This is a genomic window from Sorangium sp. So ce381 (assembly GCF_051473845.1).
Lineage (GTDB): Bacteria > Myxococcota_A > Polyangia > Polyangiales > Polyangiaceae > Sorangium > Sorangium atrum.
This window is the reverse complement of sequence record NZ_CP150336.1, coordinates 780,233-795,605: the sequence shown is the minus strand read 5'-3', so window position 1 is coordinate 795,605 and position 15,373 is coordinate 780,233. Positions and strand designations below refer to the sequence as shown.

At 70.3% G+C, this 15,373-nt stretch carries 10 protein-coding genes; all 10 read right to left on the bottom strand.

Annotation, left to right across the window (positions count from 1 at the left end; all coding sequences use genetic code 11):
* Positions 1-4: 4 nt before the first annotated feature.
* Positions 5-1,771 carry a complex I subunit 1/NuoH family protein gene (locus WMF29_RS02925; RefSeq protein WP_437327373.1) on the bottom strand — a complete coding sequence of 589 codons (1,767 nt, stop codon included), beginning with the start codon at positions 1,769-1,771 and terminating at the stop codon, positions 5-7.
* Positions 1,768-3,453 carry a 2Fe-2S iron-sulfur cluster-binding protein gene (locus WMF29_RS02920; protein WP_437327372.1) on the bottom strand — a complete coding sequence of 562 codons (1,686 nt, stop codon included), beginning with the start codon at positions 3,451-3,453 and terminating at the stop codon, positions 1,768-1,770. Before WMF29_RS02920 ends, WMF29_RS02925 begins: the two co-directional genes overlap by 4 nt.
* A gap of 79 nt (positions 3,454-3,532) precedes the next feature.
* Positions 3,533-4,747, bottom strand: coding sequence for an NADH-quinone oxidoreductase subunit D (locus WMF29_RS02915; protein ID WP_272097622.1), 1,215 nt, complete (start codon positions 4,745-4,747; stop codon positions 3,533-3,535).
* 3 nt (positions 4,748-4,750) lie between these two features.
* Complete coding sequence (locus WMF29_RS02910) at positions 4,751-5,404, bottom strand: NADH-quinone oxidoreductase subunit C (protein ID WP_272097621.1); 654 nt, start codon at positions 5,402-5,404, stop codon at positions 4,751-4,753.
* Positions 5,401-5,946: an NADH-quinone oxidoreductase subunit B gene (locus WMF29_RS02905; protein ID WP_437331076.1), complete on the bottom strand. Its 546-nt coding sequence runs from the start codon at positions 5,944-5,946 to the stop codon at positions 5,401-5,403. The genes WMF29_RS02910 and WMF29_RS02905 overlap by 4 nt, the downstream gene beginning before the upstream one ends.
* 26 nt (positions 5,947-5,972) lie before the next feature.
* Entirely contained in the window at positions 5,973-6,329 is a 357-nt protein-coding gene (locus WMF29_RS02900; RefSeq protein ID WP_272097619.1) for an NADH-quinone oxidoreductase subunit A, read from the bottom strand.
* Positions 6,330-6,586: 257 nt separating this feature from the next.
* Positions 6,587-7,708 carry a hypothetical protein gene (locus tag WMF29_RS02895; RefSeq protein WP_276596875.1) on the bottom strand — a complete coding sequence of 374 codons (1,122 nt, stop codon included), beginning with the start codon at positions 7,706-7,708 and terminating at the stop codon, positions 6,587-6,589.
* Positions 7,709-7,991: 283 nt separating this feature from the next.
* Positions 7,992-10,511 (bottom strand): MXAN_6577-like cysteine-rich protein, encoded by a 2,520-nt coding sequence (locus WMF29_RS02890; RefSeq protein ID WP_437327371.1) that lies wholly within the window; start codon positions 10,509-10,511, stop codon positions 7,992-7,994.
* 229 nt (positions 10,512-10,740) lie between these two features.
* The gene (locus tag WMF29_RS02885) at positions 10,741-13,659 is read right to left on the bottom strand and encodes an MXAN_6577-like cysteine-rich protein (RefSeq protein WP_437327370.1); all 2,919 of its coding nucleotides are present in this window, start codon (positions 13,657-13,659) and stop codon (positions 10,741-10,743) included.
* A gap of 93 nt (positions 13,660-13,752) precedes the next feature.
* The gene (locus WMF29_RS02880; protein WP_437327369.1) at positions 13,753-14,946 is read right to left on the bottom strand and encodes an alpha/beta fold hydrolase; all 1,194 of its coding nucleotides are present in this window, start codon (positions 14,944-14,946) and stop codon (positions 13,753-13,755) included.
* Positions 14,947-15,373 lie beyond the last annotated feature (427 nt).

Sequence of the window (15,373 nt, the reverse complement as noted above, 5' to 3'; positions counted from 1 at the left end):
TCCTCTACGCCTGCTGCGGCGACGCCTTGGTGCCCCCCGCCGCGGCAGCGAACCGGGAAGAGGTGGAGTTGACGGTGCGCTGGCGCTCGACCGGCTCGAGGAGGCCGGCGATCAGCGCCACGACCGCCGCGAACCCGCCCACGGCGACGATCGCGTGGGTGACGTCGGCCGCGACCTGGAGACCGCCGACGAGCCCCGCGGGCGCCGAGTCGACGGCCAGCACGACGATGCCCGTGACCATCATGTTGACGATCGTGAGCGGCAGGAGCTTCGTCCACCCGAGCCGCATCACCTGGTCGTAACGGAAGCGCGGCAGCGTCCAGCGGAAGAAGACCTGCACCCACGCCATGAGGATCGTCTTGCCGAAGAACGCCAGCACGTACGTCAGGCTCACGGCGAAGTGGGTCATCTTGTACTGGAAGAGCGTCGCGTCGCCGAAGGCGACGTTGATGCCGTCGCGGTCCAGGAACGGCAGGTGGTAGCCGCCGAAGAAGAGCGTGACGAGGAGCGCGCTCGACGTGATGAGCTCCACGTACTCGCCGGTCATGAACATGCCGAACTTCATCCCGGAGTACTCGACGAAGTAGCCGGCGACGATCTCGCTCTCGCCCTCGGGCTGATCGAACGGGATGCGCTTCGTCTCGGCCGCGAGGGCCGCGAGGAACAGGATGAACGCGAGCGGCTGGACGAAGATCCCCCACGCGTGCTCGGCCTGCCACTGCACCATGTCGCCGAGCCGGACGCTGCCGTAGATGATGAAGAGCCCGACGACGCTGAGGCCCATCGCGACCTCGTAGCTGACCATCTGGCTCGCGGCGCGCAGGCCGCCGAGCAGCGAAAACTTGTTGTCGCTCGCCCAGCCGGCGAGCGCGGCGCCGATGATGCCGGTGCCCGCCATCGCGAAGATGTAGAGGATGCCGACGTTGAGGTCCGCGACCTGGAGGTTCACGACGTGGCCGCTGCACGTGAACGCCTGGTCGACCGTCCGCTTGAGCAGCGGGAGGTCCCCGAAGCCGAAGACCCCGTCGCCGTTGTCCTCGAAGCAGAGCTTGTCGCCGAACGGGATGACCGCGAACGTCACGAGCGCCGGGAACATCGCGAGCAGCGGCGCGAGCGAGTGGAGGAGCCGGTCGGCGTTCTTCGGGATGAAGTCCTCCTTCCAGATCATCTTGATCGCGTCGGCCGCGGCGTGGAGCGTGCCGAGGAGCCGCAGCGGGATCTTGCCCTCGGGCACGCGCAGGGCCGCGTAGGCGCCCGTGACGAGGAGCAGCGCGCCGAGCAGCACGCACGCGATCCGCGCGACGACGGGCGCCGCCGAGAGCGGGACCGCCTGCGTCAGGAAGAAGACCGCGACGTGGGCCATGACGCCCCCGTAGAAGATGCTGCGGGGCTCGACGCGGGCGAGCGCCTCCTCGGCCGGGTTGATCGGGCCGCCGCTGCGGGCCGACGCGCAGAACACGATCAGCCCGAGCCAGGCCACGGCCACCGCGAACTGCGCGGCGGCCACCATCGTCTCGGCCGCGGCCGGCGCGGACGCCGGGCGCGTCGCCGTGAACACGGAGAGCGCCGCGAGCAGCGCCGGGGGGAAGAACACGATGCCCCGCACGACCAGGGACGGCAGGTAGACGACCGCCCGGTTCGGGCCGACGCGGTCCTGCACCATCGCGCCCTGGCGCCGGTCGGCCCAGGTGGCGATCGCCGCCATATTCAGCAGGAACAGGACGACGATGAGGATCTTGACGATCGCGAGAACGAGCTCGACGCTGGTCATGCCGTGGCCTCCGTCTTCTTCGGCTCGACCCGCGCGCCGTCGGCGACGGCGGGCGCCGGCGCACCGTGCGCAGAGGGCGCCGCGGCGGGCGCGGCTGCTCCACCAAGCGCCGCGCCGGGCGGCATCGCGCGGCGGAGCTCGGCCAGGGTCTTCCACCCGGTCTCGTACCCGAGCGCGCGCCCCAGCCGGCCGATGAGCTCCCAGGCCGGGCGCGCGTCGCCGTGCGGGAGCAGCGCCCGCTCGCTCCGCTGCGCCAGGCCCTTCCCGTTCACGTACGTCCCCTCGGCCTCGGCCCAGGAGCACGCCGGCAGCGCGACGCGCGCGGCCTTCGCGAGCGGCCCCTCGTGGGCGGCGATCGTCACCACCCCCTTCAGCCGCGAGAACGCCCGCTGCGCCTCGCCCGCGTCGACCTCGAGGTCCGACCCGAGGGCGACCACGTACGCGTAGTGCCCGGACGCGATCCCCTGGAGCAGCTCCGCGACCGGGCGCGGCGGGGTCGCCGCCGCGATCTGCACGGCGCCGCGGGTGTTCGGGTTCTTGTCCTCGCTGATGAGGATGTCGTCGCCCTCGCCGAGCGGCTTGCCCGACACGAAGAAGTCGGTGGCGCCGAGGTACGTCGTGGCGAGGTGGTAGAGCGCGAAGTTGTCCTCGTTCGAGTGCTGCGCCGACAGGACGATCGCGACCTTCGACGGGTCGTCGCCGTGGCCGGCGAGCTGCTCCTTGGCCGCGGCGAGCGCGTCGTCGAGGCTCGCGTCGTCGTTGCCGACGAGCGCCGTGAGCAGCCGCCCCTCGACCGCGTGCCGGTACGAGAGCATGCCCTCGTCGCACATCCAGTACGTGTTGACCGCCATGTTCTCGCGGGGGCGGTGCCGGTACGGCGTGTTGTTGCGCGGATCGTAGTCGAGGTAGGCGTTGCAGCCGGTCGCGCAGCCCTGGCAGACGGTCCGGGCGCTGCGGAGGAACCAGACGCGCGCCTTGAACCGGAAGTCGCGCGACGTGAGCGCGCCGACCGGGCAGACGTGCTCGGTCATGAGCGTGTAGTTGTGGTCGAGCTCGCGCCCCGGCGAGACCGTGATCTCCCCGAGGTTGCCGCGCTCGCGGACGGAGAGCACCGGATCCCGGGCGAGCTCGTTGCAGACGCGGATGCACCGCGTGCAGACGATGCAGCGCTCGGCGTCGTACACGATGGTCGGGCCGAAGGTGACCGCCTTCGGCTTGTGCACCGGCTCCTGCCGCATCCGCTTGCCCTTGCGCTGGTGCTCCAGCCAGTAGTCCTGGAGCCGGCACTCGCCGGCCTGGTCGCAGATCGGGCAGTCGACCGGGTGGTTCAGGAGCAGGAGCTCCTGCACCGCCGAGCGCGCCTCGGACACGTGGTCGCTGTTGTCGGACAGCACCTCCATGCCGTTCGCGCAGGCCATCTGGCAGGCCGGCTGGAGCTTCGGCTTCGCCGCCGGCACGTAGTCCTGCTTCGCCGCGTCCCAGCGGAGGATGTCGAGGCTCATCGCCGGCCGCCCCGGCGGCGGCAGCACCTCGACGAGGCACATCCGGCAGTTGGCGGCGACGCTGAGGCCCGGGTGCCAGCAGTAATGGGGGATGTCGATCCCGGCGCGGTGCGCCGCGCGGATGATCGTGTCACCGCTCTCGAAGGGGATCTCCCTTCCGTCGATCTTGATCGTAGGCATCGTGCTCTCGATTCCCGGCGGGGCCGCGGAGGGCCCTTGCTTTCCTAAGTCGATGACGGGAGCGCTCCTCGCGCCGTCGCTAGTGGTCGCACTCCCCGCCGATCATGTTGAGGGAGCCGAAGGTCGGCACGACGTCGGGGATCATCAGCCCGGTGATGAGCTGGGAGAGCCCCTGCGTCGTGGCGAAGCACGGCGGACGGATGCGGACGCGGTACGGCGTGCCGCTGCCGTCGGACACCAGGTAGAAGCCGAGCTCGCCGTTGCCGGCCTCGGTGTACGAGTAGCACTCGCCCGCGGGCACCTTGATGCCCTCCATGACGATCTTGAAGTGCTGGATGGTCGCCTCGATGGTCGTGTAGACCTCCTCCTTCGGCGGCAGCACGATGCGCGGATCGTCGATGTTGACCGGCCCCTCGTCGGGCATCTGCTCGAGCGCCTGCTCGATGATCCTCCCCGCCTGGCGGATCTCCTCCTGGCGGCACATGAACCGGTCGTAGTTGTCGCCCCGCGTGCCGACCGGCACGTCGAACTCGAAGCGGTCGTAGACCATGTACGGGTTCGCCCGGCGCACGTCGTACGGCACGCCGGTCGCCCGGAGCACGACGCCGGTCCAGCCGAGCGCGAGCGCGTCCTCCTGCGAGATCTGCCCGACGCCGTCGAGGCGATCGAGGAAGATGCGGTTCTTGAGGATGAGCTTCTCGGCGTCGTTGATGAGCGCGAGCACGCGCGCGAGGCCCACGCGGACCATCGCCTTGAAGTCGGCCGTGGGCGGCCGCGCCATGCCGCCGACGCGGCCGAAGCTGTGCGTCAGGCGCGCCCCCGTCTCCTCCTCGAAGATCTCCCAGAAGATCTCGCGCGCGCGGCACAGGTAGAGGAACGGCGTGAAGGCGCCGAGCTCCATGGCCATGGCGCCGCTGCAGATCATGTGATCGCAGATGCGCGCCATCTCGCCGAGGATCACGCGGTAGTACTGGCAGCGCTCGGGGACCGTGACGCCGAGCATCTTCTCGACCGCCAGCGCGAAGCCGACGTTGTTGAGCATCGGCGAGACGTAGTTGAGCCGGTCGACGTACGGGAAGACCTGCGACCACGTGCCGCGCTCGCACATCTTCTCGAAGCCGCGGTGCAGGTAGCCGATCTGCACGTCGGCCTTGTTGATCGTCTCACCGGACAGCTCCAGCACGATCCGCACCGTGCCGTGCATCGCCGGGTGAGACGGCCCCATGTTGAGGAGCATCGGCTCGCTCGGTAGGTCGAGCTCGGCCTCGTCCAGCTCGCGATCCAGGGGTTCCATGGGTCAGCTCCGCTCCTCCAGCGCGCCCGCGCGCTTGCCGTTGCTCACGGCCTCGTCTCCGTCGATCGACGCCCCGGGGCCACTCCGCGCGAAATCGTGCGACTGGCGGCCGAAGCTCATGCCCTCGTCGGGGCCGAACGGCGGCAGCTTGCCGGTGTTCGGCACGTCCCGGAACGGGATGAGCGGCTGGATGCGGTTGGCCGGATAGTCCTTGCGCAGCGGGTGCCCCTCGAACTCCGGGTACATCAGGATGCGCCGGAGATCCGGGTGCCCCTTGAAGACGATGCCGAGCAGGTCGTAGCACTCGCGCTCGAACCAGTTCGCGCCCTTCCACACCGGGACGATCGAGTCGATCTCGGCGCCGTTGCCCTCCTCGTCGCCGACGCGCGCCTTGATCCGGACGCGGTGGTTGCGCTCGAGCGACCGCAGGTGGCAGACCACCTCGAAGCGGGGCACGTCGCCGCGCCAGAGGTAGTCGACCGCGGTCAGGTCGACGAACATGTTCATCAGGGTCCGCGGGTCGTTGCGGAGGAACAGGGCGGCGTCGCGCCACACGGCGGGATCGAGCACCGCCGTGTCGTCGCCGAACTGCGAGTGCGTCTCCAGGACGGCGCCCGGGAACTGCGCCGTGAGGAGCTCTAGGACCTTCTTGCTCATGGCAGGCTCCGCTCCTTGCGCTGGAGGGCGATGAGCTGCTCCGTCGTCTGCGCGGGGTCCTCGCGCGGCTTGACGATCGCCGGCGTGCGATCGCCGCGCGCGATCTTGTCCTGGAGCAGCATGAGGCCGTCGAGCACCGCTTCTGGGCGCGGCGGACAGCCGGGCACGTAGACGTCGCAGGGGATGACCTTGTCGATGCCGGCGACGGTCGTGTAGTTGTCGTAGAAGCCGCCGCACGAGGCGCACGTGCCGAAGGCGAGCACCCACTTCGGGTCCGCCATCTGCTCGTAGATGCGGCGGAGCGCGGGCGCCTGGCGCTGGCTGATGGTCCCCACCACCCAGAGCAGGTCGGCCTGGCGCGGCGAGAAGCGCGGCACCTCGGCGCCGAACCGCGCCATGTCGAAGCGCGGGCTGGCCATCGCCATGTACTCCATGCCGCAGCACGCCGTCACGAACGGGTACTGGAACAGCGAGTACTTCTTCGCCCAGTTCAGCAGCGCGTCCACGCGCGTGGTCGCGAAGCCGTGCTCGGAGCCCTCCATCACCCGCGTCGAGGGCCCACCGGCCTTCATTTCTCCCATTCCAGAGCTCCCTTCTTCCACACGTATACGAGCGCCACGACGAGCAGCGCGATGAACGAGCTCATCGTCGCGAGGCCCGTCCACCCGAGGGAGCGGAACTGGACCGTCCACGGGTAGATGAGCACCGCCTCGATGTCGAACACGACAAAGAGGATCGCCGTCAGGTAGAACTTCACGCTCGGCTTGACGAATCGCCCGCCCGTCGACTCGCTGCCGCACTCGTACGGGATCATCTTCTCGGGCGTCGGGTTCTTCGGGCCGAGCAGCGACGTCAGCGTGAACATCGCGAGCGCGATGATCGCGGCGACGAGAAACAGCAGGAACAGGGGGATGTAGGTGGCCATCGAGAGAGCACTCCTACGTGTCGAGCCCCGGGAGGGGTCGACCACCTCGCCGAGGCGCGCGGCGTCTCGGGGCGAGACCTCGGGGCCCGCGGCCCCGAACCATGCAGTCCAAAAAGGTGAGAGCGACGCGGCGATGCTGCCTGAAGCAGCAAAAATCCGAGCGATCCCGGCTTAATCCGCGCCGGATCTAGTCGGCCGCCGCGGGGGTGTCAATGGAGGCGGTCGGCGGTCGGTCAACCAAGGCGCGGACCGCGATCCTAGGAGCGGTTCGCGGCCAGGACCAGCCCTCGCCACGCGGTGAGCGCCGTCCCCAGGGTGGCCTCGATCTCCCGGATCTCCTCCACCATGTCGGCGTCCGCCACGCCCACGCTCCGCGCCTCGCGGACGCAGGCGAGGGCGGCGACGAATTTTTTGCGCTGCACGAACGCCCGCGCGAGCAGCGGCCAGATCTGCTTCGGCGGGGCGCCGAGGTTGGCGGCGCGCCGGAGGGGGCCGATGGCCTCGCCGGCCCGGCCGTCCTCGAGCATGGCCTCGCCCAGCCGGCGGAAGATGTCGCCGGCTGCGGCCCCGTCGTGCGCGTACTGGACGGCGAGGCGCATGACCTCCTCGCCCTGGTGCTCCTCGCCGAGCTTGACGCACGCGGTGCCGAGGAGGCCGAGGCCCTTGGCGATCAGGCTGCGGGCGTCCGGGGTGAGCATCTGCCCCTCGGGCGTGCGCAGGAAGATGGCGAGCGGGGCCGGCCAGGTGCCGAGCAGCTGGATCACCTTGGGGAAGTCGCCGCGCTGCGAGGCGACCTCGGCCTCGGCGACCTTCGTGAGGTCGATGGCGGAGCGCGCGCCGGCCGAGGCGCGCTCGAGCTCGTCGCGCACGTGCGAGCGGATGCGGGCGCGGAACTCGTTGAGCTCGTGCGTCTCCTCGATGCCGTCGCGCAGGAGGAGGAGGCGCGACGTCTTCCCCTCGACGGCGAGCTTGCGGAGGCTGTAGCCGTAGAGCGGGGCGAGCAGCAGGTAGCGGACGCCGATGTGGAGCTGGATACCCTCGAGGTCGGTGTCCCGCTCGGGCGCGGGCGGCGTCGTGTCCTCCGTGAGCAGGGCGCCGACGAGGCGGTGGCGGAAGTCCGCGAGCGTGAGCCGCTGGACGTCGCCGTCGATGTCCTCCTCGCCCGGCGGCGCGATAACGAAGTCGACCAGGGTGTTGTCCGGGTTGCGGCGGTCGACGGTGAGCGCCGTGATGCGGGCGCCCGTAATCATCGAGAAGGCAAAGAACGCCTCACCCACGATCTCGCAGAGCGCCTGGAAGCTGCCGATGCCGTCGCCTATGCGCTCGAACCAGCCGTCGGTCCTAACGGCATCGAGGGAGAACACGCGTTCCTTTGGCATGGTTCGACCCGGATCACAGGGGCGCGTCCCGGACGACGGGCGCAAGTCCCAAGGGGGCCGAGACTCGCACGGGCGGGCGCCGCTCTCAAGAAAACTCCTAGGGCGCGCGTCGCGTCGTTCACCGCCAGGGCCGCCCGCCGTCCATCGCTCCCGCCCGGTCCACCTGCCCCCACGTGCGGCGATCCCCACCCCCGACCGAAGCCGCGCAGCGGCCGCCCCCCAGCGACCCGCACGGCCGCCCGCCGCGGCCCAGCAGATGCGCCGCCGAGCGGGGCGCGCCCGCTCAAGGGGCGAGGGCGATGTTCAGGGTGAGGGTGCCGGAGGAGGAGGGCCGGCTGTCGCCGATGATCGTGATCACCTGCCCCGCGGTGAGGGGCACGGTCACGCGCGAGGTGACCCCGTTCGTGTTGTCGTTGCAGGCGAGCTCGGGGCCGGTGCAGCTGTCGCCGTCGTGCACGTGAAGGACGGTGTCGAACGTCGACGACAGCGTGTCGATGACGTAGGTCCCGTCCGCCGGCGCGGTGAAGCGATAGACCCTGTCGTTGCCGCTCGACATGGTGCAGCTCGGCGTGCCCGAGTTCGGCTGGTGCAGGGTGGAGCCCGTCTCCGTCGACGGGACCGTCGAGCCGAGGTCGATGGGGGTCTCGCAGGTGCCGTCGCCCTCGAACAGGCCGATGTTGAGCGTGAACGCGCCCGTGGCCGCTGGCCCGGAGCCATCCACCACGACGACGGTCTCCTGCCCCGCGACGAGCGGCACCACGACCCGCGACTGGAGGCCCGTGGTGTTGTCGTTGCAGCCGAGCACCTCCCCGCCGCAGGTGCCGGCGTGCACGTGGACGAGCGTGTCAAAGCTCGATCCGAACGTATCGAAGACATACAATCCGTCGGACGGCGCCGTGAAGCCGTAAGCCACCTCGGCCCCGCCGACCTTGCCGCACGGCGCGGCCACGAAGTCGCTGCGATCCAAGGTCGTCCCCCTCACGGTCTGCGGGACGACCGGCTCCAGCGCGTTCGCCGGGCACGGAGGGGCCGGGGAGCCGCTCACGTTGAGCGTGTACGCGCCGTGCCTCCCGGACGCGCCGTCGACGACCACAACCGCCGTCTGCCCCTGCGCGAGGGGCGTGGACACCTCCGACTGGTACGAGGCCTCCGCGTCGTCGTTGCACCCCAGCGAGGCGCCCGTGCAGCTGCCGTCGTGAACGTGGAGCACCGTGTCGAAGGTCGAGCCGAGCGTATCGAATGTATACCGGCCGGCGATGGGCGCCGTGAAGCTGTAGGTGACCTCGGGGGAATTGCCCGTGGCGCAGGCCGGCTGGAGGACCCCGTCGAGGCCTGACGTGTGACCCGTGACCGTCTGCGGGTAGGTGGAGCCGAGATCCACCATGGGGCACGCGGGCGGAGCCCACGCAGCGACGTTCAGCGTATAGGGCCCACGCGCGCCCTCGAAGCCGTCGATGACCGCCACGACCTTCTGGCCGGCGCTGAGCTCCACCGTCGCGCGCGACTGCGACCCTCCTCCCGAGTCGTCGGAGCAGGTGAGCACGTCGCCATCACACGCGCCATCGTGCAGCTCCAGGATCGTATTGAACCCGGAGCCGAAGGTATCGAATACATACTTCCCGGCCGCCGGCGCCGTGAAGACATAGCTCGCGTCGGGGCTGTCCGCAGCTCCGCACGTCGGCCGGATCGCGTCGCCGAGGTGCTCGGTGTTGCCGGTGACGGTCGTCGGGAGCGGAGCGTCGATCGTCCACCCAGGGCACTTCGGCGGCTCGGATCTCGCCATGTTGAGCGTGAAATCGCCTTCCCCTCCGTCGAAGCCGGTCACGACGATGAGGACCGGCTGGCCCGCCTCGAGGACCGCGCGGACCCTCGATTGGCCGACCCCGGTGGCGAGGTCATCGTTGCAGGCGAGCTGAGCGCAGGTGGTCGCTCCCAGCACCCCGATGGCCGTGTCGAAGGTGGACCCGACGGTGTCCAGCGTGTATGTCCCCGCCACGGACGGCGTGAAGCGATAGACCCGCTCCGACGAACTGGCGGCCACGCACGCGAGATCGTAGTTCGTCTCGCCGCTGATGGTGGTCCCCGTGACCGTCTGCGGGAACGTGTCGCCGAGCTCGTCGTACGTGCCGAGGACGCAGGTGCAGGCGCCTGCCTGGCAGAGCGCCCCTCGCTCGCACGCGACGCCGCAATCGCCGCAGTGGAACGGGCTCGTCTGCAGATCGGCGCACGAGCCGCCACAGTCCGCGAGCCCGTCGGGGCAGGTGCAAGCGCCGTCGACGCACTGCTGCGCAGGCGCGCAGCTGGATCCGCACTCGCCGCAGTTGAGCCTGTCGCTCCGCACATCCACGCAGGCGCCGTCGCACTCGATGAGGTCGCCCGCGCAGGCGCAGGAGCCGTCCGCGCAGGCGCGCCCCTCCGCGCACGCGACGTCGCAATCGCCGCAGTTCCGCGGGTCGGTCTCGAGGTTCACGCATCTGCCCGAGCAGTCGGTCTGGCCCTCTCGGCACCCCTCCCCGCCCCCGACGCCGGATCCTATATCGCCGCCGCCCTCGCCGCCGCCGCCCTCGCCGCAGCGCCCCTCCACGCAGAGCTGCCCCTCTTCGCAGGCGTCGCCGCACGCGCCGCAGTGCTCGGCGTTCGCCTGGAGCTCGACGCACTCGCCATTGCACCGCGACAGCCCATCGGCGCACTCGCCCGACGCCTCGGGGCTCTCGGCGCAGGACGCCGCGAGGACAACCCCCGCGGCCAGGAGCAGCGCGGCGGACGACAGGGCGGACCTGGGGCGCAATCCGGATCGGTTCATAGCCATCCTTGGGGGGGTGCCTTGCCGTTCGAGGCGAGCGGAGAACGAGGCGCGCGCCAGGATACGCCTGCGGCCGACGCATCCGCAACCGGCGGGGGCGCTCGGCTGGCTGCGCGCAGGCCGAGCCACGGCCCGGACCGCGTTCACCTCGCCGCGGAGAGGCGCCCTCGCCAGCTCGACGCGACGGACGCCGTCATCAGGCCGGCTCCAGGGCACATGCAGCGCGGACTCAGAGCTTTTGGATGTTCAGCGTGAAGTCGCCAGACGCACCATTATACCCATCGACGACCACGGTGATGGTCTGATTGGGGGCGAGATCGATCTGCACCTTCGACGCTCGCGAGCCGGTCAGATCGTCGTTGCACTGTTGCTCGGTGCCGCCGCAGCCACCCGCGTGGACGTGAAGGACGGTGTTGAACGACGAGCCGATCGTGTCGATGACATAGGTGCCGCGGATCCGGGCGGTGTAGGTGAACACCGTCTCCGGAGAGGACACGAGCGCTGCGGACACGCATTTCGGCCTCACCGCGTCGGGTTGGCCGCGCGTGGTGCCGGTCCTGGTGACGGACAGCTGCGATCCGAGGTTGATCGCCGTCGCGCAGGTCCCCGGGCCGGTGAACCGGTCGACCTGGAGCACGTAGTCGCCGGAGCTCGTGCCGCTGCCATCGACGACGGCGAGGACGGTTTGACCGGCGGCCAGGCTGAGGGTGACACGCGACTGCTGACCGTCCGTGTTGTCGTTGCACCCGAGCGACGTCCCCGTGCAGCTGTCCTTCAAGATCTGGAGTACGGTGTCGAAGCTCGATCCGAACGTATCGAAGATGTAGAGCCCAGCCTCCGGCGCGGTGAAGCGGTAGATCATGTCCGGAGCATTCGAGAAGCCGCAGCTCGGGCGAACGGACTCGGGCCGCTCCGCGGTGCTCCCCGTCACGACCTGCGGGGTGACGGAGCCGAGATCGATCGCCGTCGAGCAGGTGCCGCCGCCCGAGAACCGCGCAATGTTGAGCGTGAAATCGCCCGACGCCCCCGCGGCGCTGCCGTCCACGAGGAGGACGATCGTCTGCCCCTCGGCGAGCTCCAGCGTCATCCGCGACTGCTCGCTTCCCGCCGCGTTGTCGTTGCACGCGAGCACGGCCCCGGAGCAGCTGCCGTCGAGGACGGAGAGGACCGTGTTGAGGCTCGATCCGAACGTATCGACGACGTAGGTGCCGGCCGCGGGCGCGGTGAAGCTGTAGGTCACCTCGCCGGCGCCGCCGCTGCCGCAGCTCGGGCGCAGGACGTCGGCCGCATCCGCGGTGGTCCCTGTCACCGTCTGAGGCACCGTCGACCCGAGATCGAGCATCGGGCACGGAGGGACGAAGGTCTGGCTCACGTTGAGCTTGAAGGCGCCGGAGGCGACTGCGGCGTAGCCGTCCACGACGACGGCGACGGTCTCTCCCTCGCGGAGCACCATCTTCACCTGCGATTGCCGGCCAGCGGTGTCGTCGTTGCATGCGACGCTCTCGCCGCTGCATGTCCCCTCGTGGACGTGCAGGACCGTGTCGAAGGAGGAGCCGAAGGTGTCGAAGGTATAGAGCGCGGTCGCCGGCGCGGTGAATCCATAGGTGACCTCGGGGCCGCTGTCGCTCGTGCAGGGCGACGGGAGGATGCTCACGCGATCCGGAACATCGGTGGTGCCCGTCACCGTCTGCGGAAACGTGGCGCCGAGCGTGAACTCCGGGCATGGAGGCGGCACGTACTCGCTGACGTTGAGCGTGAATGGCCCGGATCCGCCGTCGATGCCGTCGACGACCGCGACCACCGTCTGGCCCGCGGCGAGGTTCACGACGATGCGCGACGTCTCGGCTCCCACGGCGTTGTCGTTGCAAGAGATCAGCGTCCCTGAGCAGGACCCCCTGCGCAGCTCGAGGACGGTATCGAACGTGGAGCCGGACGTGTCGAAGATGTACCTCCCAGCGCGCGGCGCGGTGAAGCTGTAGCTCGCGTCGGGGGTGTCGATTGACCCGCAGCGCGTCGAGACGGCGTCGCCGAGCCCCCAGGTGTCCCCGGTGATCGTCTGCGGGAGAGCCGTCGCGATCCTGTCGAGCGGGCACGCCGGCGGCGCCACCCGGTCGACGTGAAGGGCGAAGTCGCCTTGCGCCCCGTCGTAGCCCGAGACGACGAGGAGGACGCTCTGCCCTCCCTCGAGGGCCACCGAGGCGCTGCCGGTCGCGGCTCCCCCGCGATCGTCATTGCACGCGAGCTCCTCGCAGGCGTCGAAGTCCAGGACGCCGATGGCGGTATCGTAGCTCGAGCCGGCGGTGTCGAACTTGTACCTGCCGGCCTCCTCCGCCGTGAACCTGTAGACGAACTCGGTCGAGCCGGCGGCCATGCAGGCGAGCGAGAAATAGGTCTCCGCGCCGACCGTGGTGCCCGTCAGGCGCTGCGGGACCGTCGAGCCGATGTCCTCGTAGTCGCCGACGGCGCAGGCGCACGCGCCCCCCTGGCAGAACAGCCCCGGGGCGCACGCCGCGCCGCACGCGCCGCAATGCGCCGGGTCGACGGCCAGATCGACGCACCTGCCGCCGCAGACAGCGAAGCGCTCATCGCAGACGCACGCCCCCTCCACACACGTCTCGTGAAAGGGGCAGCGGGCCTCGCAGCTCCCGCAATGCAGCGGATCGCTCTCCACGTCCACGCAGCCGCCGCCGCACTCGGTGAGGCCGGGGGCGCAGCGGCAGGCGCCGCCCTCGCACCGCTGTTCGGCCGCGCATTCCTGGCCGCAGCCCCCGCAATGCGCGGCGTCGGTGTCGAGGTCGACGCAGCCGCCGCTGCACGCCACGAGGCCGGGGGCGCACAGCGCGCCGCCCGCGCCGCCCGTCGAGGAGGCGTCCACGCCCCCCGCCCCGTCCACGCCCCCCGCCCCGCCGACGCACACGCCCGCCTCGCACCGCTTCCCGCTCGCGCAGACGCCGTCGCAGCCGCCGCAGTGGTCCGGATCGGCCTGCGTGTCGAAGCACGCTCCCCCGCACAGCGTGAGGCCGTCATCACACGGCCCGTCGGACGAGTCCCCCGCGCAGGACGCGGCGTGGGCGAGGAGGGCCGCGACCGTCAGCCAGAGCGCCATCGACGACGGCTCGAACCTGGCGCGCAATCCGGGGTGACTCATGAACATCCTTCGGCGGACAGGCCGGCCACCGCGTGGCTCCGAGAGATCCGGCGTCGAGGATACGCCTCTTCGCTTTCGCTCTGCAATCGACCGTCAGGCGGCCGGGAGATCCGGCACCGGCGCGGTCTCGTCGGATGTCGGCTGACGCGCCTGGATGGCCTCCAGCGCCACGGCGCCCGTCTCGGGCCCAGACGCGTCTTCGGCCTGGGGACCGAGGAAACGAGCGATCGGCTCGAAGAGCTCGACGCCCGTATAGGCGCCGACGGCCAGATCGCCGTGACCGTAATCTTCCCGCGCTCCGAAGTCGCGCCCTAGCACGAGAAAGCGCTTCGGCGTCTCCGGGCGATCGCGCCCCCATGCGTCGAAGGCCGCGCGCACCGCCGTGGCGGGGGCGATCCTGTCGGCGCTGCCCGCGATGAACAGGGCCGGCGCCGCGACCGAGGCGAGGCCGTCCAGGACCCTCTCGCCGTCCACGCGGATCTCCCCGTCGCTCGCCATCCAGGCGGCGAAGTCGGCGTTCAGCGCAGCAGGGATGTCTTCGATGCAGTTGACGAGCGCGAGCCGCGTGACGCCGGGAGGCACGTTGCGCGGGTTGGCCACCGCGTGATGGATGGGCGTCGGCAGCCACTCCGACGCGAACGCGACGCTGCGTGCCATGAGGCGGAGCGGGACGCCCGGCAGCAGCCGGCCCGGCAGGAAGCGCATGAGGCGCACCGGCGTGGTGAGCCGGCCAGGCGAGCCGACGATGACGACGCGGCGGACCCGATCGCCGGGGACGCTCCGGCCAAGCGCGGCATAGAGGAGCATGCCGCCCATGGAGAAGCCGACATAATCCAGGGAACGGGCGCCGGTGCGCTCCAGGATCGCCTCGATGGCGCAGGGAAGATCGTACCGGACCATGGCGGAGAACCGGACGCTGCGGCGCTCGGCGCGGGTGAGGAGGCGGCCGCTGCGCAACGTCAACAACCACACGTCGCGTCCGAGCGTGGCGAGGTGGCGAGCCAGCGAGTAATCGGGGTGGATGTCCTGGTTTCTATGGTTCGCGGCGATCCCGTGGACCAGCAGGATCGGCGGCAGATCCGGCTGCGCCTCCACGCCGTCCGGGCGTGGCACGCGGCGGATCTCGATCGGCGCGCCATCCTCGGTCCGCAGGACCTCTTCCACGCTGTACTCGAGCGGCAGGGTCAGCCGTTTGACCCAGTAAAGGAGGTGCGCCCAGAGCCCGATCGCCGCCAGCACCGTGAGCGCCAGCGCCACCAGGAGGGTTGCCCCGAATGTCCAGACCATACGGTCAATCTACCTGCTGGCGCTGCTTCCGCATGCGAGCAACCTCGACATTCTTTTCACCAGGATGGACGGAATACAGACCCGCCGCTCGTCGAGGCCGCTCACCGGTTCGCTCCTCTGGATGATCATGAATCGATGGGAACAGCACGTTTCACGATCATCTCCTGCGCGCGCGAAAAAGTCACACAGCGCTCCGGAATCGACTCCACCCGACTGCGCCGGACAGCGCGCGGGGCGACTGCCCCTGGCGGAAACGCACGTTGGCAACGGCTCATTTTCCCTGGGATCCGCGTCTCGCGGGGACATGACCATGTGCCCAGGCCTACCGCGGCGCGAGATCGAGAGCTCCAGCACAGGCGTGCACAAAGGTTCCAGATCTACCAGCCCGGAACGTGGCATGCGGATCGCAATACACGAGGGCGAGGAG

Excerpts from the sequence above, each read along its gene's own strand:
- WMF29_RS02900 (WP_272097619.1), bottom strand. The coding sequence starts at position 6,329 with ATGGCCACCTACATCCCCCTGTTCCTGCTGTTTCTCGTCGCCGCGATC.
- WMF29_RS02890 (WP_437327371.1), bottom strand. The coding sequence starts at position 10,511 with ATGAACCGATCCGGATTGCGCCCCAGGTCCGCCCTGTCGTCCGCCGCG.
- WMF29_RS02880 (WP_437327369.1), bottom strand. The coding sequence starts at position 14,946 with ATGGTCTGGACATTCGGGGCAACCCTCCTGGTGGCGCTGGCGCTCACG.
- WMF29_RS02885 (WP_437327370.1), bottom strand. The coding sequence starts at position 13,659 with ATGAGTCACCCCGGATTGCGCGCCAGGTTCGAGCCGTCGTCGATGGCG.
- WMF29_RS02905 (WP_437331076.1), bottom strand. The coding sequence starts at position 5,946 with ATGGAGGGCTCCGAGCACGGCTTCGCGACCACGCGCGTGGACGCGCTG.
- WMF29_RS02920 (WP_437327372.1), bottom strand. The coding sequence starts at position 3,453 with ATGCCTACGATCAAGATCGACGGAAGGGAGATCCCCTTCGAGAGCGGT.
- WMF29_RS02925 (WP_437327373.1), bottom strand. The coding sequence starts at position 1,771 with ATGACCAGCGTCGAGCTCGTTCTCGCGATCGTCAAGATCCTCATCGTC.
- WMF29_RS02915 (WP_272097622.1), bottom strand. The coding sequence starts at position 4,747 with ATGGAACCCCTGGATCGCGAGCTGGACGAGGCCGAGCTCGACCTACCG.
- WMF29_RS02895 (WP_276596875.1), bottom strand. The coding sequence starts at position 7,708 with ATGCCAAAGGAACGCGTGTTCTCCCTCGATGCCGTTAGGACCGACGGC.
- WMF29_RS02910 (WP_272097621.1), bottom strand. The coding sequence starts at position 5,404 with ATGAGCAAGAAGGTCCTAGAGCTCCTCACGGCGCAGTTCCCGGGCGCC.